Here is a 20680-nt window from a genome sequence, read left to right on the forward strand (position 1 = left end):
ATGAAGCGAATCAATATGGATTGTCATGTACATACGTCCTATTCCCGGGACTGTGGTATCAAAATTGCCGATTTGCTCCGGCTTTGCCCGGCAAGAGGGCTGGACGCCGTAGCCATTACTGATCACAACACCATTAGGGGCGCGCTGGAATTACGTGAACAGGCTCCCTTTAAAGTAGTCGTCGGTGAAGAAATAAACACCCTACAAGGCGAAATAATCGGGTATTTTCTCCAGCAGGAAATTCCCCCAGGACTATCTGCGCTGGCAACAGTGCAGGCCATCAGGGAACAAGGCGGTTTGGTGTGTGTGCCCCATCCTTTTGACCGCTGGCGCAAGTCGGCGATAGGTTACGAGACCTTGACGCAAATCATCGGCTATGTTGACATTATTGAGGCCTATAATGCCCGGAATGTTTTTAATCAGGATAATAAAAAAGCCGCCAGGTTTGCCAGCCAGCAGCATAAGCCAATCTCGGTCGGCAGCGATTGTCATACGGCTTGGGAAATCGGCTGTAGTTATGTAGTAATCGGCGACTTTAGCGACGCAGCCACATTCTTGGGGAATTTAGCTAATTCACTCATAAAGTTTACCAAGAGTAGTATTATGGTGCATTGCTATACTAAGCTGTTTAAAGCGAAGTGCGCCATCGGCTTACCAAAATAGACAAAGGAGTTATTGGCAACATGACACTGTTAAACGCAACTACCATTCGTTATTGTTCCTGGGGGTTCATTTTAGCTTATATAGTTACTTTTAGTATTTGGGTATTTACCGGGTCGGGTATGATCGACAGGAACGAAAGAGTCATTGGCGGCGACTTCATTTGTTTTTACGCGGCTTCCCATAAACTGTTGTCCGGAGACGTATTAGGCATCTATGATGGCAAAGATTTATGCGCGGTTGAACAGCAAATTACCGGGCGAACTAACACTGTGGGCTGGTATTATCCGCCAACGTTTTTGTTACTGGTGACCTATTTCGCCACTCTACCTTATTTAGCAGCTTTATTCTCCTGGCTTGCTATCACTCTTGCCGGATATATCATGGTTGTGCGCAAAATTGCCCCTCATCCCACTACTGTGGTACTTACTTTGGCCTTTCCCGGAACATTCCAGAATTTCATTTGCGGCCAGAATGGCTTTTTGAGTGCCTTGCTGCTCGGTCAGGGACTGTTATTGCTTGAGCAACAACCTGTACTTTCCGGTATAATACTTGGGTTACTGGTATATAAGCCTCACCTGGCGTTTTTAGCAGTGATTGCCTTAGTTGCCGCGAGAAAATGGCAGGCACTTATCGCCGCCTGCGCATCAGCAGCAGCCTTAATCATAGTTAGTATAGCTGTATATGGGATTGCCAGCTGGGAAACGTTCTATCATACCCTGCCTGTGGCCCAATACTTATTAGAAATAGGCTCTTTACCCTGGTACCAAATGACAACAGTTTTTGCTATGGCGCGTTCCTTCGGATTTTCCGTTCCTTTCGCTTACGGACTACAAGCAGTGTTTACGGCTGTTGCCGTTATCGCTGTGGCTTGGGTGTGGTACAAGCGAATCTTCCCGCTGGCCTATATTATCCTGACAGTCAGCATTTTCCTTGCTACTCCTTACGCCTACCAATATGATCTTACTATTTTAGGTCTTAGCATCGCTTGGTACGGTTGGGAGGGGCTTAACCAGGGCTGGTTACCCTATGAAAAGATAGTCCTGTTACTTGCCTGGTTTATGCCGTTGGTAAATTCGCCGATTGCCCGCTTAACTAACCTTCATATAATACCTATTATCTTATTAACATTGTTAGTTTTGGCCCTAAGGCGCAGTATATTGGGGCTAAGGTTACCAGCCGGACCGAAAAACAAATTAATTTTAGGGAGATGAGTATGATGATTAATATAAAAACAAAAGCACTGTATATTAATATTGTCATGTTATCGGTCATCTACTTGGCAGAATTGGTGTATATTCTGTACCTGAATTCCGGCGTTTTTTCCTATACGTTGGATGATCCCTATATCCACATGGCCTTGGCAAAAAATATTGCTGCCGGTCACTATGGGATAAATTTAACTGAATACTCCGCGCCCTCATCCAGTATCATCTGGCCCTTCATTTTAGCAGTTTTTTCCGGTGCCGGTTGGTTTGATTATGTGCCACTGATTATTAATTTTATTTGTAGTCTCGGCACGGTTTACCTGTATACCCAACTATTCAGTATGCTGTTTACCGCAGCTAATGCCCAGCGGCAAACGTTGCTAACAATAATAGCAACAATGGCTATCGTATTTATTACCAATATAATTGGTCTTGCTTTTACCGGGATGGAGCACTCGCTCCAGGTCTATATTTCACTACTGGCAGTGTATGGGGTAATAATTTCGCTCCGGGAACAGCGAGTTCCCTGGTGGCTGGTGCTGGCCGTAATAGCGGGGCCGCTGGTACGGTATGAAAATCTAGCTCTGTCCTTGCCCGCCATAGTCTATCTTGTTGCCCAGAGATACTGGCTAGCAGCGGTTAGCAGTGGTTTACTACTGGTTGCGTCAGTCAGTGGTTTTTCGGCTTATCTACATACATTAGGTCTGGGGTATTGGCCCAGTTCGATCATCGCCAAATCTGCTTTGCTGGAAAAGGGACATTTAGCCGCTGTCATTGATACTATGCTTAGTCATTTAGCATTTGTACCTGTTAGTATTTTTTTAATTTCCGTATTAATGCTAGCACTTTATAACTGCTTCAATACCAAAGCAGCAGATAAATATCTTGCTTTAATTATTGGTACAGCGATAATTGCGCATATGCTGTTCGGTTATTCCGGGTGGTATTATCGTTATGATATGTACATTGTAAGTGCAGCTACCATGGGTATCATTTACAGCTTCAGAGGTGCTTTATCGAAAATCTATAATGCCCTCTACAAGGAACTTGATGAAAGCTCACCAGTTACCTATACTCTGGTTTTGCTGATCATATGTTGCGGGGTTGGATTCAATTCCTGGAAAACTACCGCAACAACAGCAATTGCCGCCAATAATATTTTTGAGCAACAATATCAAATGCACCGATTTGTCAACGATTATTATAAAGCACCTGTTGCCATTAATGATCTGGGTTGGGTTGCTTATGAGAATCCCAATTATGTATTAGACTTATGGGGGCTGGCTTCACTAGAAGCACTCAAATCCAGACAAACCGCAACAGATTCCGCCTGGATGGATAAGCTCGCCAGCAAGCACAATGTAAAATTAGCCATTATTTACGATTCCTGGTTTAGAAATAAACCTTTCACCTGGCGACCGGTGGCCGTAATGGAACTAGGGAAGGAAAGGATCACGCCCGCTTCTAACTACGTAACCTTTTATGCTTTAGATAGCAATTCATATGAAAAGGTCAAACCTATGCTGTTGCAGTTTAAAGATAGTTTACCTAACGGTGTCAAGTTAACAGTATATTGACCTTAACTATAACCAAAATCGCAGTTAAAGGAGGCTTGCCTAGACGATTAGTCCTATGGAAGTTGGTCTTAAGTCATAACCGCTGCAGCAGATGCTCTGTACGTTTGCTATTCACTAATAGAAATGAGGTGAGTAATTGGTTTTGCAACATTGCCAGAGGACAACTTTCTGCATATTCATTTTGGGTTTATTACTTTTTATCATACCATTTGTTGCTTTTGCGGCACTGCCGGATGCTGGCTCACCGCCACCCACGGCCACTCCGGCAGCGTCAGCTACACCGGGAACTCCAGCATCTAACCCTGCGGGACAAGCTCCGCCGAATGCTGGCTCATCTACGCCCACTGCAACTGCACCAGTTGCAGCTGCACCGAATAATCCCGCGTCTAACCACGCAGGACAGCCTACTCCGACTGCGCCGCAAAATGTGCCGGAACCCACCCCCGATGCCTTGGCAGCTGTCGGGTTATCGCCTTTGGTTGTGCGGTTGGAATATGTAAAAGCAGATCAAGTCAAACTTATGCTCGCCACGCTGTTTCCCGATAACCGAATCAGGGTAGACATTGTAAATAAGACGCTGATTGTCACAGGCAGTGACGATGACTGTGCCGCTGTTAAAGCTATGCTAGCAAAGCTTGATGCCCCACCACGCCAGGTTATATTTGAAGCCGAAGCAGTCGAAATATCTCGTGACAACCTGCGAAATCTCGGCATCAACTGGGGAACTGTCAACGGGCTGACAGAAACCGCGCTTACCGACAGCAGTGCTTTTCGCATCACCCTCGGTATTCCAAATCATCCGGAATACGGCATCAATCTCAAGGGTACTCTTAATCGTCTGATAGAAAACAAAAGAGGCCATTTGTTGGCCAGTCCCCGCATCGCTGCCTTGGATGGTGAAACCGCCAAAATTCTCATCGGTGACAAGTTAGCGGTGGAAAGCACGCAAATTTCCAGCGGCACTACAGTCACCACAGTAACTTACGTTGAGGTCGGCATCAAACTGGAGATAACCCCCACCGTCCACACTGATGGTACCATAACTGCCATTATTAAACCGGAAGTCAGTAACAAAACAGACACTACCACCAGTGGCAACCCGAATATCCGGACCCGTCAGGCTGAAACAACGCTGCGGGTAAAAAACGGCGAGACAATTGTCCTCGGCGGTTTAATCCAACGGCAAAAAACCAGTGATACGATCAAATTCCCCCTGTTAGGTGATTTACCCTTAGTTGGGATGTTCTTTCGCTCAACAAATAGGGAAGTCACAGAAAGCGAATTGATTATCCTAATTACCCCCAAACTGATTGATCTATGAGGAAGGTGCTATGACTATGCAACGCGCTCTGATGACAGCATTATTCCTACTAGTATTGCTTATTACCCCAGTACAGGCTGGCGCTACAAGTGAAACTGCCGTGATTTTGCGGTGGGCGCCGGTTATTCATCAGCAGGATAACGACCAAAACCCGCTGTCGCGGGAAAATATCTTTACTGTAGCTAACTTTGACCTTGATTGGCGAATGAATAACAATTGGGGAAACCTGCCATACTACCCTCCCGGCGCAGCTGTGTACTATTCTCTGGTGGAAAGTGACACGCATTATTTTATCGGCTATTACCTTTACTATCCTCGCCATATTGGTAAAGTCCAGCATGAGCATGACATGGCCGGGGTATTGGCTGTGGTGCAAAAAGGCTCTGAGCAGTTAGAATTACTGTTGACTTATAATCATAACGAGTTTCTGAAATGGAACGGTTCCCATGTGCGGCTCGAAGCTGGACATCCCAGTTTGGTAGTCAGTGCTGGTACTCATGAAATATCGCTAGTTAAGACTTACGAAGCAGCGCCAGGTCCTGGCGGGATTTTCCCGCTCCCTCCGGAAAAACAAGTACCGGCAACAGGTGGTCAAACCGGTACAGCGTCAAGTGCCGTCTACCGGTTAGTTGACTTGAAAGAATTATGGCAACGTTGTAACGACATCGGCCAAAGCCGTACTTTTAGCCGCTGGGGTTACTTCGATAGTTATTATTATTTTGATGCAGCTGTGCCGTGGATGTGGGAATATAACCGGATCAACTGGCTGGCTAAACCGGCTGAACTGGTAAGGCGTATTCATGGAAATGACCGCCAACCAATAACGTACCTTAAGAATCCATATGCAGGCATCCGCTAGCGGCATAAGTAATTTTAAAAAACTGGCGTCACTCTAAAGTGACGCCAGTTTGGCGTAGTATCTTATAAGATAAGAAATTATATGTTTTTTGAACCGCAGAGACGCAGAGTACGCAGAGGGAATGTCTCGATATACATCTCCTCTCTGTGTACTCTGCGGTTAGAGCCGTATCCTCAAGGGCACGATAGCACTTTTTTATACGACAACCATATAATTTAATTTCTAGTCCTTTTTCGTCTTACCGAACAGATACGTTATTAGCAGAAGAATCAACTAATTTTCTAAAACTTGTAGATGCAATCAGCATTGCCAATGTAATCAACGCAATAGCCACAATTAACTGCAAACCATCGGTCAGGAAAGAAAAGCCGCCAGTGTAGATGATTTTATGAACGATACCATAAATTGACATACCCAGCGAAATCAACGTAACTACTAACATAAAGCACATTGGAATGTAAAGCATTTTCCCCTGACGTCCGGTGACTTTCATGAAGACAGCCAACGCAATCAGAACCAACGCAGCACACAGTTGATTTGCTGCGCCGAATAATGGCCAAACATTCATATATCCGCCCAGACAAAGCAAATAACCAGAAAACAGTGTTATTACGGTAGCAACGTATTTATTTGTCAACACACGCTGCATTGGCGACATTTTTGCCGGATCAGTCGTATCACCGGTAAACAATTCCTGGAAACACATCCGTCCGATACGCCCGACAGAATCCAGCGTAGTCAGTGCCAGTGCAGATACGCACATAGTGACGACACAGGTCGCTACAAAGCTGGACATACCAAACATGGACAGAAAATTGCCGACAGAAGCGGAGAATATCTGGAATGGCGTACCTTTCGGCATCACACCGCCAGTAGCGGCAGCGCCAACAACGATCAAAGCAACGACAGCCAGGATGGTCTCAACCATCATGGAACCATAGCCCACAAACAACATATCTTTTTCATTGGAAATTGTTTTGGAAGAAGTACCGGAAGAAACTAAGCTATGAAAACCGGAAACGGCGCCACAGGCAATGGTAATAAAGAGGATTGGAAACATCGGCTTGCCATTTACTTCAAAGCCAACAAAGGCCGGCAATTCAATCGTAGGATTGGTAAAAACAACGCCGATAACACCACTCGCAATCATACCGAGCAGTAAGAATGAACTCAAATAGTCACGCGGCTCCATCAGCAGCCACATTGGCATAACAGCAGCCATAAACATATAGGCAAAAACAACATAGATCCATGTTGTCTTGTCAAAATAAAGCGGATAAGCGATACCTGCTGCCAGCATACCAATAATCAAAAGAATACCAACTGCCAGTTTAGGCTTTTCTGACAGGGGAAATTTTTCTAGAAAAAGTCCGAAGAAAATAGCAACAACGATATACAACATCGAAATCGACGCAGCAGCGGCATTAGGGGTAGCCAGTGAACCATTGGGACTAAAACCATTAAACGTGCTGGCAACAATGTCCGCAAAAGCGGCTGTTACTAACAGAGTGAACAACCAGGAAAAGAGCAAAAACATTTGTTTCCCGGTTTTACCGATATATTTTTCAATCAGCATTCCCATAGACTTGCCTTCATTTTTGACAGAAGCGTACAGTGCTGTAAAATCCTGAACAGCACCAAAGAAAATCCCACCGATCATCAACCAGAGCATAACTGGTAACCAACCGAACATCGCAGCAATAATCGGCCCGGTGACTGGGCCTGCGCCGGTAATAGAAGAAAATTGATGCGCAAATACAGTGAATTTTGAAGAAGGAACATAGTCATTACCGTCTTCTAAACGATAAGCCGGCGTTTTAGCATCAGGATCAATACCCCATACCTTTGTCAGCCAGCGGCCGTAAATAAAATAACCGCTTGCACAGACAAGTAACGCAATACCTAATAAAGTTAAGCCAGTCATAAATTTTTAATTCCTTTCCATTTTTATGCTGCGTCTGCAATCCTGTGTCGCAGTAATGACGACTGCAGTCTGGCATTTTTTCAGAATATCCGGCATTTCTTTGCAAAACCCCAAAAGGCAATTCAGATGTTCTTCTGATCGCAAAAAATAAACAAAAAATCCTTCGTCTTCCTCATGCATTAACGCATGGAAGACGAAAGATACTCCTCCACATTACCATTTCATTTGCTGATTGCGCAGCCACCCTCTGCCATATCAGAGAAATTTCAATTTTTTACCGTCTTCCACTCTCTTGACGTCTCTCTGCAGGAAGAACTTTCCATTACGGAGTTTGGCTCATTGTTTCCAGATATTCTGTTGGGGTATAATATATCACTATTTTTTTTTATTGTCAACAAGTTATTAACAATCTAACTTAATCGATTTCTTGCTGTATCCAATCTATATACAACGCGTTAAAGATTTTTGCAGGCGGGTGGTGTGTTGGCAATACACCACCCGCCTGGGCCTGTAAACTTCTTTACCGCGGAATATACACAGGTCTATAGTTTGCCCATCAAATCTTCAGGTGAGGACTCAGCCCCACCTGAGATAATGCCGCCGATAAACCCCTTGTCCATATTTTCAATTCTCGCTTTGAACTGCAACCAGGTTTCCTGCGCTGTATTTTTCCCGCAGTTTCGGTTTTTCAATTTTTCCAGTGGGGTTGCGCGGAACCATATCAAATATAATCTTGCGCGGGCGTTTGTAACGCGGCAGGGAAGAACAGAATGTCATTATTTCATTTTCAGTGCATTGGCCATCTGGCTTTAGTTCGATGATGGCTGCGGAAATTTCGCCAAGACGTTGATCTGGCAGGCCAATCACTGCTACATCTTTAATCGCATCATGCTGATGAAGAAAATCCTCAATCTGTACCGGATACAAATTCTCTCCGCCACAAATAATAACATCTTTTTTCCGATCAACCAAATAAATAAAACCGTCTTTATCCATGCGTGCCATATCGCCGGTAAAAAGCCAACCATCTTTTAATACAGCCGCCGTCGCTTTCGGATCATTATAGTAACATTTCATCACACCTGGGCCTTTTACGACAAGTTCTCCCACGTTTCCCTGCGCAACAGGGTGGCCCGATTCACCGATAATCATTGCTTCCCATCTAAACCCTGGTTTGCCGATTGCCCCGACCTTGTGAATGTTTTCTATACCAAGATGAACACAGCCTGGGCCAATTGATTCGCTCAAACCGTAATTAGTATCATAGAGATGGTCGGGAAAATATTTTTTCCAGCGCTGAATCAGGCTGGGTGGAACTGGCTGAGCGCCAATATGCATCAACCGCCACTGGTCAAGCTTATAATCCCCGAGCTTCACTGCTCCGCTTTCAATCGCGTCAAGAATGTCCTGCGCCCAGGGAACAAGCAGCCAAACGATTGTGACCTTTTCTTCAGAAATAGCTTTTAGTATCCATTCGGGTTTAACTCCGCGAAGCAAAACGGCTTTGCCCCCTACCAAAAAGCTGCCAAACCAATGCATCTTGGCACCGGTATGATACAACGGCGGAATGCAGAGAAAATTATCATCCCGCGTCTGCTTGTGATGATTTTGTTCGGTATAGCAGGAAGATGCCAGGCTACGGTGATTATGAAGAATCGCTTTGGGAAAGCCTGTGGTTCCAGAGGAAAAATATATTGCTGCGTCATCTTCATCTGTAAGATTAATTTGAGGCGCTTCAGCGGAGCAAGCTGCTGCCAGCTTGTCATAGCTACCAGCAAAGGAAGGGCAATCTTCGCCTACAAAGAAGTACCTTTTGCCACTAGAAATTTTATCGATAATTGTTCCCATACGGTCAATAAATTCTGATCCGAAGACCAACGTAGTAGCTTCCGCTAACTCCAGGCAATATTTTATTTCCTCCGAAGTATAGCGATAGTTCAACGGTACTGCCACAGCGCCGATTTTAAGAATCCCTAAATAAATCGGCAGCCATTCGATACAATTCATTAACAGTATCGCAACTTTATCTCCCTTATTTATACCACTGCGTAGCAGAAGATTGGCAAATCTGTTCGCTTTGTCGTCAAATTCACGCCATGTCATCTCCCGCCGAAAACTCACCGCCGGATTTGTTTCAATCAGTTCGTATTCACGCCATGAAACTACATGTTTTTCCTGTAATTCCGGATTGATTTCAACCAGGCTGGTATCATCACCATACATAATAGCATTGCGAGAAAGTATTTCCGTTATTAACACGTTATTTGTTCCCCCTAATACACCTTTACTAAAGAAAGTGCAACTGATTTCTTCTATAAAATATTTAACAAACATAAAAATCCCGTCTCTGTATTCCTACAGGGACGGGATTAACAATCCGTGGTACCACCCTGCTTGCTTATAGCAAGCCGCTCTTTTAGGTACAGGAACTCCAGGTCCGATACCCTAGCCTTGGTAACGGTGGCACACCGGCACAGTCTACTCATTTCTTTTCAACCTGCTGCTCATGAGTGTATTTCAGTTAATCTGCTTACCGGTTCGCACCCTCCACCGACTCTCTGCCAAGCACAAAAAACCTACTTTTCTCAATCATTGCATTTATCTTTTGCTGCTAATCGTAATTATAACACAAAATTCCTTTATGTCAATAATAGAAGAAACGCAGTCAAAACTTCAACAGCTAAATAGTAATCAATTACTTCCTTCCTGAGCCGGTTCCAAAATAATACGATGGTCAACTAGGTTCAATTCTTTAATTCTAGCCGCGATAGTTGTTCTCTGTCCCCAAATGCTTTCGAGATAGATTTCACCATTTTGAGGCACTACCCTATCAACCCTTTCCATCAATAACTCTTCTTTATTATCCTTAAGAAGATATGCATTAGCCTCGCACATAGGACTATTCCCTCCCTTCACTCACTATATATTGTTTCATTTGTATTAACATAGCCTCCACCATGTGAGGTAATGGCTCTGAGTGTATACCAATTAGATCAATGTTGTTGCGATGAATTGGTAAAAGAATCTTTCTTGCCTTGCTGGTAACCACTCGCTTAGCCATTTTGGCTGTTAGCTCACCCTTCATTGAGTTAGGCAAGATTATACTAAGTGGGCCAAGTACTAAATCCACTTCATCAATATTACAAATAACTGCATTCTCGCCAGTAGCACCTTCATTTGCCCCAGCCCGTAACATAACAGAAGTAGCCTGAGAATTCGTCCCAATAGCCAAAATTTCAACGTTATTACGAAATTCGTTTCGAACTCTATCAATTATGACCCTGCCAATTCCGCCTCCCTGACCATCTACAACAGCAATGTACACAAAATCCCCCCAGCATTACAAAATCAGTTCTAAGATCAACCTCTATCACGCTGCACCTATTTTATATCAGCATTTTGTACATTACTATTTTATCCCTTCCCATAGTAGCCAAAAGCGTAAGCAGCGGCACATAAAAACGAAAAAGCCATGAAAATATCGCTTCACACGAAACCTTCATGGTTATTATCTTCATTACAAGAGCTATTTTCAAGTCATTCAATAAACCGACCGTACTTCATACGGTATTCGGCAGCTTCAGCTACCTTCTTTGCATTAATTGTACCAAAGTTCACTTTTAAATGTCAATACATAGTATAAATTATCTACAATATATTCTTTACTCAGAAATACTCATTGACAAGTTTGCTACAATTACGAGATAATATATTTATAAAATTACACATATTTTGAAATTAAAGGTATGAAGCCTTGTTGGAGACGCAGTCCCCTTCACTTTTTCATACCTTTTTTTAATTTGTAAAATAAAAAATTATTGGAGGTATTATCATGAACAATCGTTCTGCTGACTATCAAAAGGCTATTGACTTTCATGGACACTGCTGTCCTGGGCTGACTATTGGCTACCTTGCTGCCAAAGCTGCCTTGGCCCACCTCAAAGTAGAACGCGCCGCCGATGAAGAGCTTGTCACTATTGTCGAGTCGGACGGCTGCGGCATTGATGCTGTGCAAGTGCTATTAGGATGCACCATTGGTAAAGGCAACCTGATCTACAAAGACCATGGCAAACAAGCTTATACCATTGGCAACCGCAGCACAGGCCAAGCCGTGCGAATTGTTATGACTGGTGACATGGTGCCGCTGACAACAGAACAGGAAACCATCAAGGCGGCCGTATTCAGCGGACAGGCCACGCCTCAGCAGGAAGAAGCCTGGCATAAACTTCAGTCTGAACGCACTGCCCGTCTGCTAGCTGCTCCGTTTGAAGAAATATTCAAAATTCAGGATGTTGAACTTAAACTTCCCTCAGAAGCCAAAATCTTTAACTCGGTCATCTGTGAGTACTGCGGCGAAAAAGTCATGGAAGCCCGTGCCCGTTTGAAAAATGGCAAAATTGCCTGCCTGGCCTGTACCGAAGAATATAGCCGGGGATGGTAAACCTGACCAGAAATAAACATATATTGGTGGCGACCCTGCTGGCTGTGTGCCTTACCCTGCTGGTGCTCGGCTGCGGTGGATCAGCAGGGCCGGACTCCCTAGTAGCCCAAGATCAAGTCTATACCATTGCTGATGCCACCGGTGATTACGGCTTTCCCTCACCTTTTGCTCATTATTCCCGCGGCCCCGGTTATATCCGCATGAGTATGATTTTTGATACCTTACTATGGAAAGACGCTGACGGCTATGTTCCGGCATTGGCAGCTAAGTGGGACTATCTCGCAAGCGAAAACGCTTACCTTTTCCATCTGAACAATACAGCTACTTGGCATGATGGTAAAAAAGTGACTGTAGATGATGTCTTATTTACGTTTGATTATCTGAAAAAATTCCCCTATCAAACAACCAATATTAGTATGATTAAAACCGTTGAAGCCATCGACAGCTCTACTGTGAAAATTACATTATCCCACCCGCACGCGCCATTTTTAGATCAAGTTGCCGGCACCATCCCGATTCTGCCCAGGCATATCTGGCAAAATATTACCAATCCTGCTCAATTCCGGCAACCAGAGGCACTCATTGGTTCCGGCCCGTTTAAACTTGTTGACTATAACAAAGAACAGGGTTCGTACTTATATGAAGCTTATGAAGGCTATTATCAGGGTAACCCCAAATTCAAGCAGCTCAAATTCATAAAAATGAATGTCGAAATGGCAACAGCTGCTTTGAAGCAGCACCAAATTGACATCACCCAGATTCCGCCGGAGTTAGTCAAGCCTCTGGAACAGACAGGTCTTAAAATTTTGACCATGCCACACGACTGGATTGCCAAACTAGTTATTAACCACCAACAAGAACCGTTTAATAGCACCGAATTCCGGCAGGCGTTAGCGTACGCTATTGACCGTAAGGCACTAATTGACACCACACTGCGAGGTCAGGCACTTCCTGGTAACCCTGGTCTCATCCCGCCTGACAGCCAGTGGTATAACCCGGCATTAGCCGAAATGTACCTTTATAGTCCGGACAGTGCTGGTAAACTTCTGGCCAAACTAGGCTATAACAAGTCAGGCAGTTATTGGGAAAAGAACGGACAGCCGCTGGAGATCGAACTACTTGTTACCGCCAAAGCCGGTATCCCTGGCTCCCCTGGTGAGCGCCAGGGGGAATTTATCAAAGTGCAACTGGAGCAATTCGGTATCAAGGTCAACCTAAAAGCCCTGGAAGGTAAAACACTGGACAACCGCATTAATGAGGGAGAATTTGAATTGGCTTTAAATGGCCACGGCGGTTTGGGGGCTGACCCCGATTTCCTGACAAATATGATTGTTGGCAAAGGATTCAACAGCGCTCACTACCATCAGAACCAAACCCTTACTACCTTACTCGCCAAACAAGCTTCTCTTATGGATAACGCCGCCCGCAAACAACTTTTTGCCGAAATCCAGACTGTCTTTGCTGCCGATGTACCGGCCTTGGCCTTGTACTATCCTACCTGGTACTATGCCTACAGCAACCGGGCCAACCTGTACTTTACTAAGCAAGGCATTGGCTCCGGAGCTCCTATCCCCCTTAATAAAATGTCATTTGTCAAATAGAGGTTACTATGCCTACCACCAAAACAGCCGTTGACTACGCAATTGCGTTAACAGCTATTCTCATTCTTAACTTCATATTGCCACGACTGCTGCCAGGCGACCCGCTACAAGCCATTTATGGCGATGAAGCCTTAATGGTCATGACACCGGCAATGCAAGCCGAGCTTATTCATCGTTTTGCCCTTGACCAGACCTGGTCAGAACAATTTGTTGCCTACATACAGGCACTCTTACGCGCTGACCTAGGGTATTCATACTTTTACCACACTTCTGTCGTCAGTGTAATTGCCGGGGTACTGCCCTGGACACTACTGTTGACTGGTTTAGCTTTTGTACTTTCCACACTGCTTGGCAGTTTGCTAGGAATAGAATCTGGCTACCAGCGGGGTAGTAGACAAGATGGTCATTTGCTGGGAATCATGATGCTTATCAGCGGTTTTCCCGACTTTTTTGCTGGGATATTGTTGTTGCTTACTTTTGGTGTTATCTTGGCCTGGATGCCTTTGTCCGGCGCGTTTACTCCCTATAGCGGATTCACAGGTTTAAAGCTGGTTGCTGATATTGCGCAGCATCTAACGCTGCCATTGACAGCACTAGTGCTTGTCCGCCTGACTGCCGCCTACTTATTTTCCCGTAGTGCCATGGTTGGCGTTATGGGAGAACACTTTATCCGGACAGCACGTGCTAAAGGCTGTCCGGACATAGCCATTCGCTATCGCCACGCGGCGCGTTCAGCGCTGCTGGCAATAGTTACCGCCGCCGGCCTCAGCTTCACTCATGTGATAAGCGGTGTTTTATTTATTGAGACCGTCTTTTCCTACCCCGGACTTGGCTCTTTACTCTACAAAGCCGTTCTTACCCGTGACTACCCGCTGCTACAAGGAATTTTACTGCTGGCCGCTGTGCTGGTGCTTCTTGTTAACTTTGTCACCGACCTGCTCTGCGCCAGATTTGACCCTCGCTTATCAGCACCATCGCCAAAAGCAAGGAGAGACAATCATGCATATCCGGTATGATATTGAGCTGACAGACAGTAACTTTGGCCGTTTAGGTTTGTCGCTGCTTTTTACGGCATTCATCGCCGCCCTGCTGGCGCCAGTTCTTGCTAACTATAGTCCTACCGCTTATACAGGCGATATTTTTCACCCGCCCTGTACCAGATACTGGCTGGGAACCAATGAGGTTGGACAGGATATCTGGACTCAACTCATTTATGGTGCCCGTACCTCACTTAGTATTGCCGGGGGTACGGCATTTATGGCGGTAGCCTTAAGCCTGCTGGCTGGCGGCCTGGCCGCTCTCTACGGCGGCCTTTGTGATCGAACCATTATGCGCATTGTTGATATATGGCTGGTTATTCCACCTATTATTGTCATTATTTTGTTTGCCGCTTATTTACACCCAAGCATAGTTTTACTAATAACGCTATTAGCTGCCTTTATGTGGCCTGACGGAACCCGGATTGTGCGGGCTCAAACACTGGCCCTAAAGGCCAAAGCCAGTTATGCTGCCGCCACTACTTTTGGCGCTACTAAGCAATACCGGCTCAGAAAACACGTCCTCCCCGATCTTGGGCCTACGCTCATAGCACTGTTTATTCACTATGCCCGCCGCGCCATTTTTATGGAAGCCGGGTTGTCTTTCCTGGGTATCAGCGACCCCAGTCTTATCAGTTGGGGAAAAATGCTGCAGCAGGCCCTGGCATTCACCTACCTAGACGTGTGGCAATGGTGGCTGATACCGCCCGGTTTGGCAGTATCACTCACCATTGTCGGGCTGGCCTTTACCGGTCTGGCACTTGAAACCGCCCTTGATCCCCGGCTGCGTCCAGAAAAGAGGTAATCATGGAACAAGAAAAGACCATACTTGACATTCAAAGTCTCTATGTCAGTTATGAAGGAACCGACATACTCAAAGATATTAATCTAACTCTGAAAACCAACCAAACGCTGGCTGTCATTGGTGAATCCGGCGCAGGCAAAAGTTCACTCGCACTTGCCATTGCCGGACTTTGTGCCGGTAGCACCACAGGCACAGTACTGTTTCAAAATAAGAACTTGCTCGCAGCCACCGAGGCTGAGCTGCGTCACATTAGAGGCAAAGACATTTCCCTGGTTTTCCAAAATACCGACAATGCCTTACACCCTTTATACACGGCAGCCGAACAAATAACAGAAGCCATTATCCTGCACAAGGATATCGCAAAACCTTCCGCCTATCAGTTAGCCTTACAAGCCTTGGCCGAAATCGGACTGACCGGCAAGCTGGCCACTGCGTATCCACATGAATTAAGCGGTGGGCAGCAGCAGCGAACGCTCATTGCTATGGCTCTTGTCAACAACCCTGAGCTATTGCTGCTGGATGAACCTACTGCGTCCCTTGACCCGCTTACCAAACAAGAGATTACCACTCTCCTACAGCAATCAGCCGCCGGACGCGCAGTTATCCTTATTACCCATGACATTACCACCGCCGCTGAACTGGCTGATACTGTTGCCGTGCTGTATGGCGGCCGGATTATTGAACTAGGCCCGGCCAGAGCAATATTGGAAACTCCCCGCCACCCGTATACACGCGGTCTTCTCCGAGCCTACCCCAACATGACGACAGTCAAAGACTTCCAGGGCATTCCCGGCACCATGCAACATAATCTTCCTGGCTGTCCTTTTCAGCCGCGCTGTACCCAACGGCTGACTAGCTGCAACGCCAGCATGCCAGAGCTTGCCTTGACTGACGGGCGCATGCTCGCCTGTCACCGTGGCGGCATTGTGCCTGTGCTTCAGGTAACAAACCTAACCAAAGCCTGGGATGAACACCAGGCTGTACAAGATCTAACACTTACTTTGTATGAAGGTGAAACATTGGCCATTGTCGGCGAAAGCGGTTCAGGAAAAACCACACTGGCGAAAACCATTATGGGCCTTACACCCCCGACCTCAGGTAATATCTACCTTAACGGAGTCAACATCACGGAACGCAGCCGAGATTTTTATAAACAAATCCAACTGGTCTTCCAGAATCCCAAAGAGGCGCTCAGTCACCGCCTGACTGTCTGCCAGCTAATCAAAGAACCGCTTGACATTCAAAAAATTGGTACTGAAACAGACAGACTAGTTGCTGTCAAAAAATTGCTTACCGAAGTTGAACTGCCAACAAATGATGCCTTGCTCCATAAATACCCGCACCAGCTAAGCGGCGGAGAAGCTCAACGGGTAGTCATTGCCCGCGCCTTAGCCTTAAACCCGAAAATACTTATTGCTGATGAACCAACCTCAGCACTGGACGCCAGCATCCAAGCCAAAGTAATCAAGTTATTGCTCAATCTTCAGGAAGATCGCGGCCTGTCCATGTTATTTATTACCCACGACATTGCTTTGGCCAGAAAAATCAGTGACCGCCTGGCTGTTATGAAAAATGGCAAAATCGTGGAAGAGGGACTAACCCATCTATTAATTGCCGCCCCGACGCACCAATATACCCAAAAACTGCTGGCTGTGGCAGCCCGCATCAGCTGGCGGTAAGACTAAAGAAGGCTAATGTGGTGGAAAGTAAAATCGTCCTTTTTACGATTCGTTTTACTATTATTTAAGAATATTCTTGTTTACCGGCCATATACTATTACCAATTGATTACCAATTCGCAGGAGGGTCCGGTATGCAGGATTTTAACACAATTTTTCTTAGTATTATTATTGAAGCACTCCCGCTGGTACTTGTGGGAGTGTTTGTTTCTGCCTTTATTCACTTGTTTGTTCCGGCAGAATGGATTCAACGGATATTACCCCGAAAACGCCTAACAGGCATTATCGCCGCCAGTTTTCTTGGTTTATTTTTACCGCTCTGCGAATGCGGAATGGTACCTATCATACGCCGGTTAATTCACAAAGGGATACCACCCTATATCGCCATAGCCTTTATGCTATCTGCTCCCATCATCAACCCGCTTGTCGCCTGGTCTACTTACCTGGCTTTTTCTGCATTTCCGTCTATGGTCCTCTATCGGTTAATTGGAGCTTTTATCGCTGTTGTTATTATTGCCTTCATCATTAGTACCAGCCATGACCGCCAGATGCTTTCCAGCGGCGAAGCGGCAGCTACCTCCGACTGCTGCGGGCATCATACTCACCGGCCTCCCGACTCAAATTCCAACTTTCAAAGTACCCTGCGCGCTATGCTCTATCATGCCTGTGACGATTTTTTTGACATGGGCCGGTTTCTGCTCATAGGTTCTTTCCTGGCCGCTTTAATTCAGACAACTGTACCGCGCCTGACGCTCTTATCTTTTGGCCAAGATCCTGGTTATTCTGTCGGCGGCATGATGCTTTTTGCTTTTCTGATCTCAGTATGTTCCCAAGCCGATGCTTTTATTGTTGCCCCCTTCCTGGAGCATTTCAGTACCGGATCACTGGCAGCCTTTCTGATCTTCGGGCCAATGCTTGATATCAAAAACACCGCTATGCTGCTTACTATTTTCAAGCCGCTATTCACCCTTAAGCTTATCTTGCTCATTACAGCAACTGTATTTGGCATAAGCTTATCTATGGTTTACTTTCCTCAACTATGGGAGGTGATTTGTTTTGTTCATTAAGCTATCAGGACAAAATCTGTTAAAGCTCCTTGTGCTCATGGGGTTTTGCCTGCTATTTTACAATACGCTAACAACACCGGGCTTATCCCAAGTAATCAATCCACAATTCATCTGGAATACCAAACTAGGATTTACGTTGCTTTTGGTACTAGCAATAATTCAAATGTTCAAAACATTCGACTGGCGTCATAACATGGCCTGCGGTTGTCACCATAAAACCGGTCAGCTAGCTTATATTGTATTTGTTGGTACACTGATTCTAGGCCTACTTGTTCCTATCAGCCCACTTGGCTCGGCAACCGCCTCACAAAAAGGTGTAAAGTTCATGCAAACCGGCACCAGCGTACCGGTCAGCTTACCTGTATTACCGGCAGATAGCCAGCCTGAATTGGGAATAACTGCTGAAAATCATGTCAAATATATAACTGCTTTCTATGAAAACAGTACGGCATTTATTGGGAAAAACATCAGCCTAAAAGGTTTTGTTTACCGTCCAGACCAAACACCAGCCCAGCATTTTTTTGTCGCCCGGTTTGAAATATCCTGCTGCGCTGCCGATGCCGTTCCCAGTGGACTTTTTATTGAATGGGATGACAGTCAGAGCATAAACAGTGACAGTTGGGTAGAGATCCATGGTAAATTAGCTACCTTTAATTATCTAGGAAATAAATTACCAGTTGTTAAAGCTACACAAGTTATCCCTATCAAACCATTGGCAACTCCTTATGTGTATGTCAACAACTAAATTTTAGAAGCCAATCTTTATTTTGCTTTCCCATGGAAAGCCTTGTTTATTGTCAATATTGCCAATGGCATTGGCCTGCGCAAAATCAAATGCTAATTCTTTAGTAGGACCATAGCTAATAAGCAGCTATTTGATAAAGAACATTTTATTCAAAGGAATGGGTACGCCCAACCCGATGCCTTGTTTAGTAATGAATAAAGATATTTTAGGGCTATAGGCATAGTACCTCGTAGGATAATATAATGGCACAGCAGGTACTTCATCGGCGTACTCTGCCTGTATTTTATCAATTAGCTGCCTACGCTCAGTTTTATCTAAAATAGAAACCTGCTGGTTAAGTAACTTAGCTAAAGTCTCGTTGTCCTGAAAACGGGCGCTGTTAAAGTTTTTACCCATAATCTCGTTTTTCAAATAATCCGGATCAGCCCCTAAACCGCCATGACTATTTAATGCTAAATCAAAATTCCACTCATTGATACGGCTGTCGGCGGTTTTGGATTCTAAAATACACAGATTTACTTTTATTCCCACTTCCTCTAATTGCGACTTAATAAACTCTCCGTGGCGTTCACCTGGTTCATCAACGCCGCCACTGCCGCCGCTATTGCCAGCCAGTAATTCCAGTTCCAGTATTTGACCATTCTTCTCCCAATACGGGCCATTTTTCACATAGCCTAGACTGCTTAAAATACTTTCAGTCTTAGCTGGGTCATAGGCATACAAATCTTTAAGCGCGGGATTGAACCATTCATTATCAGCAGGTACTAACCCGGGATTTCCTGCAATTCCCTCACCCCGTAATGTTGTTTCAATAAGTGCTTTTCGGTCAATTGCATAGGCCAAAGCCCGGCGAAATTCTTTGTTATTGAAAGGTTCCCTGCGATGGTTGATAACCAGATTGGCAACCCAATCATGAGGCATCGCCATTACTTTTATCCCCGCTTGTTCTAAGGGTTTTACTAACTCTGGCGGTATCTGAGCCATGTCAATCTGCTTTTGCTTAAGCGCTGCTGCAACCATTTCCACATTCATCTTAACCATTTTGATCTGTTGAAACTTAGGCTTACCCTGATAATATTCATTGTAGGCTTCATATAAATAAGTACCATTTTCTTTACTGTAATCAACTAACCGGAAAGGCCCTGTACCAATTAAAGCTTCTTTTTGCCGAAAGTTACTGGGATCTGTTACCCCTTTCCAGATATGTTCAGGCAGGATTGGTATAGTACCGGCAATGGTATCCAAAAAAGGAGCATAAAGACGATCTAAATAAAATTTGACTTCATATTCATTCAGGGCTTCTACTTGTTTAATCATACTGATGTTAGTGGTATAGTAGGGATGTTGCTTTAAATATTCAAATGTAAATATCACATCTTTGGCCGTAAATTTTGGGCCGTCATGCCAAGTGGCTTTTTTTTGCAAATGAAACACGTAAGAGTTTTCCTCTTTATTGTACTCCCAACTTTCCGCCAATGCAGGAATGTAGCCTTTATCATCCTTCCATATCAAGGCATCAAAAATAAAGCTCATACGCAGATAACCGGGACCGCGAAAGTAGTGGGCAAACGGTGAAGGAAAGCCATGATCTCCCGTATGGTCAGCGATGGTAAAAACCATATCTTTTGCGTCAGTTAAAACTGGTTGTTTAGAACTGCTGCACCCCCAAAGCAAAGCCGCAACCACAATTATACAAAAAATGACTCGTATTGATTGCCGCAGGTAACTTAATTTCACTCTGTATTCCTCCAGTCTAT

17 protein-coding genes and 1 other annotated feature are annotated in these 20680 nt (G+C 45.1%); of the genes, 12 read left to right on the forward strand and 5 right to left on the reverse strand.

All coding sequences use genetic code 11. The annotated features are described in order from the left end of the window. The 5 genes from SALPA_RS32840 (at position 1) to SALPA_RS32860 (ending at position 5625) form a co-directional block, all read left to right on the forward strand. Positions 1–663, forward strand: coding sequence for a PHP domain-containing protein (locus tag SALPA_RS32840; RefSeq protein ID WP_145088402.1), 663 nt, complete (start codon positions 1–3; stop codon positions 661–663). A 20-nt stretch (positions 664–683) separates the two neighbouring features. After that, on the forward strand, positions 684–1874 hold the full coding sequence (locus tag SALPA_RS32845; protein WP_145088404.1) for a glycosyltransferase family 87 protein: 1191 nt from the start codon (positions 684–686) through the stop codon (positions 1872–1874). Positions 1875–1876: 2 nt separating this feature from the next. Then, entirely contained in the window at positions 1877–3445 is a 1569-nt protein-coding gene (locus tag SALPA_RS32850) for a hypothetical protein (RefSeq protein WP_145088406.1), read from the forward strand. Positions 3446–3626: 181 nt separating this feature from the next. Further along, positions 3627–4766: a type II secretion system protein GspD gene (locus SALPA_RS32855; protein ID WP_186450832.1), complete on the forward strand. Its 1140-nt coding sequence runs from the start codon at positions 3627–3629 to the stop codon at positions 4764–4766. 10 nt (positions 4767–4776) lie between these two features. Next, positions 4777–5625 carry a hypothetical protein gene (locus SALPA_RS32860; protein ID WP_145088409.1) on the forward strand — a complete coding sequence of 283 codons (849 nt, stop codon included), beginning with the start codon at positions 4777–4779 and terminating at the stop codon, positions 5623–5625. Positions 5626–5863: 238 nt separating this feature from the next. On the opposite strand, the gene SALPA_RS32865 is transcribed toward SALPA_RS32860, so the two are convergent. The 4 genes from SALPA_RS32865 to SALPA_RS32880 all read right to left on the reverse strand — a co-directional run bounded on the left by SALPA_RS32865 (position 5864) and on the right by SALPA_RS32880 (position 10874). Further along, complete coding sequence (locus SALPA_RS32865) at positions 5864–7549, reverse strand: carbon starvation protein A (protein ID WP_145088411.1); 1686 nt, start codon at positions 7547–7549, stop codon at positions 5864–5866. A gap of 624 nt (positions 7550–8173) precedes the next feature. After that, positions 8174–9808 carry a class I adenylate-forming enzyme family protein gene (locus SALPA_RS32870; RefSeq protein ID WP_145088413.1) on the reverse strand — a complete coding sequence of 545 codons (1635 nt, stop codon included), beginning with the start codon at positions 9806–9808 and terminating at the stop codon, positions 8174–8176. Positions 9809–9905: 97 nt separating this feature from the next. Continuing rightward, positions 9906–10151, reverse strand: a binding site (T-box leader). A gap of 89 nt (positions 10152–10240) precedes the next feature. Continuing rightward, positions 10241–10444 (reverse strand): CooT family nickel-binding protein, encoded by a 204-nt coding sequence (locus SALPA_RS32875; protein WP_145088415.1) that lies wholly within the window; start codon positions 10442–10444, stop codon positions 10241–10243. Between the two features lie 4 nt (positions 10445–10448). Further along, positions 10449–10874: a DUF3842 family protein gene (locus tag SALPA_RS32880; RefSeq protein WP_145088417.1), complete on the reverse strand. Its 426-nt coding sequence runs from the start codon at positions 10872–10874 to the stop codon at positions 10449–10451. 507 nt (positions 10875–11381) lie between these two features. Here SALPA_RS32880 and SALPA_RS32885 point away from each other — a divergent pair. The 7 genes from SALPA_RS32885 (at position 11382) to SALPA_RS32915 (ending at position 18923) form a co-directional block, all read left to right on the forward strand. Continuing rightward, on the forward strand, positions 11382–11990 hold the full coding sequence (locus tag SALPA_RS32885) for an FmdE family protein (RefSeq protein ID WP_145088419.1): 609 nt from the start codon (positions 11382–11384) through the stop codon (positions 11988–11990). Beyond that, positions 11984–13591 carry an ABC transporter substrate-binding protein gene (locus SALPA_RS32890; protein WP_145088421.1) on the forward strand — a complete coding sequence of 536 codons (1608 nt, stop codon included), beginning with the start codon at positions 11984–11986 and terminating at the stop codon, positions 13589–13591. The genes SALPA_RS32885 and SALPA_RS32890 overlap by 7 nt, the downstream gene beginning before the upstream one ends. An 8-nt stretch (positions 13592–13599) precedes the next feature. Then, a complete protein-coding gene (locus tag SALPA_RS32895; protein WP_145088423.1) occupies positions 13600–14607 on the forward strand; it encodes an ABC transporter permease in 1008 nt (335 codons plus the stop codon). Beyond that, entirely contained in the window at positions 14591–15433 is an 843-nt protein-coding gene (locus SALPA_RS32900) for an ABC transporter permease (protein ID WP_145088425.1), read from the forward strand. Before SALPA_RS32895 ends, SALPA_RS32900 begins: the two co-directional genes overlap by 17 nt. A gap of 2 nt (positions 15434–15435) precedes the next feature. Continuing rightward, positions 15436–17112 (forward strand): ABC transporter ATP-binding protein, encoded by a 1677-nt coding sequence (locus tag SALPA_RS32905; protein ID WP_222427785.1) that lies wholly within the window; start codon positions 15436–15438, stop codon positions 17110–17112. 133 nt (positions 17113–17245) lie between these two features. Then, on the forward strand, positions 17246–18178 hold the full coding sequence (locus SALPA_RS32910; RefSeq protein ID WP_145088427.1) for a permease: 933 nt from the start codon (positions 17246–17248) through the stop codon (positions 18176–18178). Then, positions 18168–18923: a TIGR03943 family protein gene (locus SALPA_RS32915; RefSeq protein ID WP_145088429.1), complete on the forward strand. Its 756-nt coding sequence runs from the start codon at positions 18168–18170 to the stop codon at positions 18921–18923. The genes SALPA_RS32910 and SALPA_RS32915 overlap by 11 nt, the downstream gene beginning before the upstream one ends. 126 nt (positions 18924–19049) lie before the next feature. Here SALPA_RS32915 and SALPA_RS32920 read toward each other — a convergent pair whose 3' ends face one another. Then, positions 19050–20660 carry an ABC transporter substrate-binding protein gene (locus SALPA_RS32920; RefSeq protein ID WP_222427786.1) on the reverse strand — a complete coding sequence of 537 codons (1611 nt, stop codon included), beginning with the start codon at positions 20658–20660 and terminating at the stop codon, positions 19050–19052. Between the last annotated feature and the right edge of the window lie 20 nt (positions 20661–20680).

It is taken from the genome of Sporomusa sp. KB1 (assembly GCF_007830295.1).
In the GTDB taxonomy this organism is placed as follows: domain Bacteria; phylum Bacillota; class Negativicutes; order Sporomusales; family Sporomusaceae; genus Sporomusa.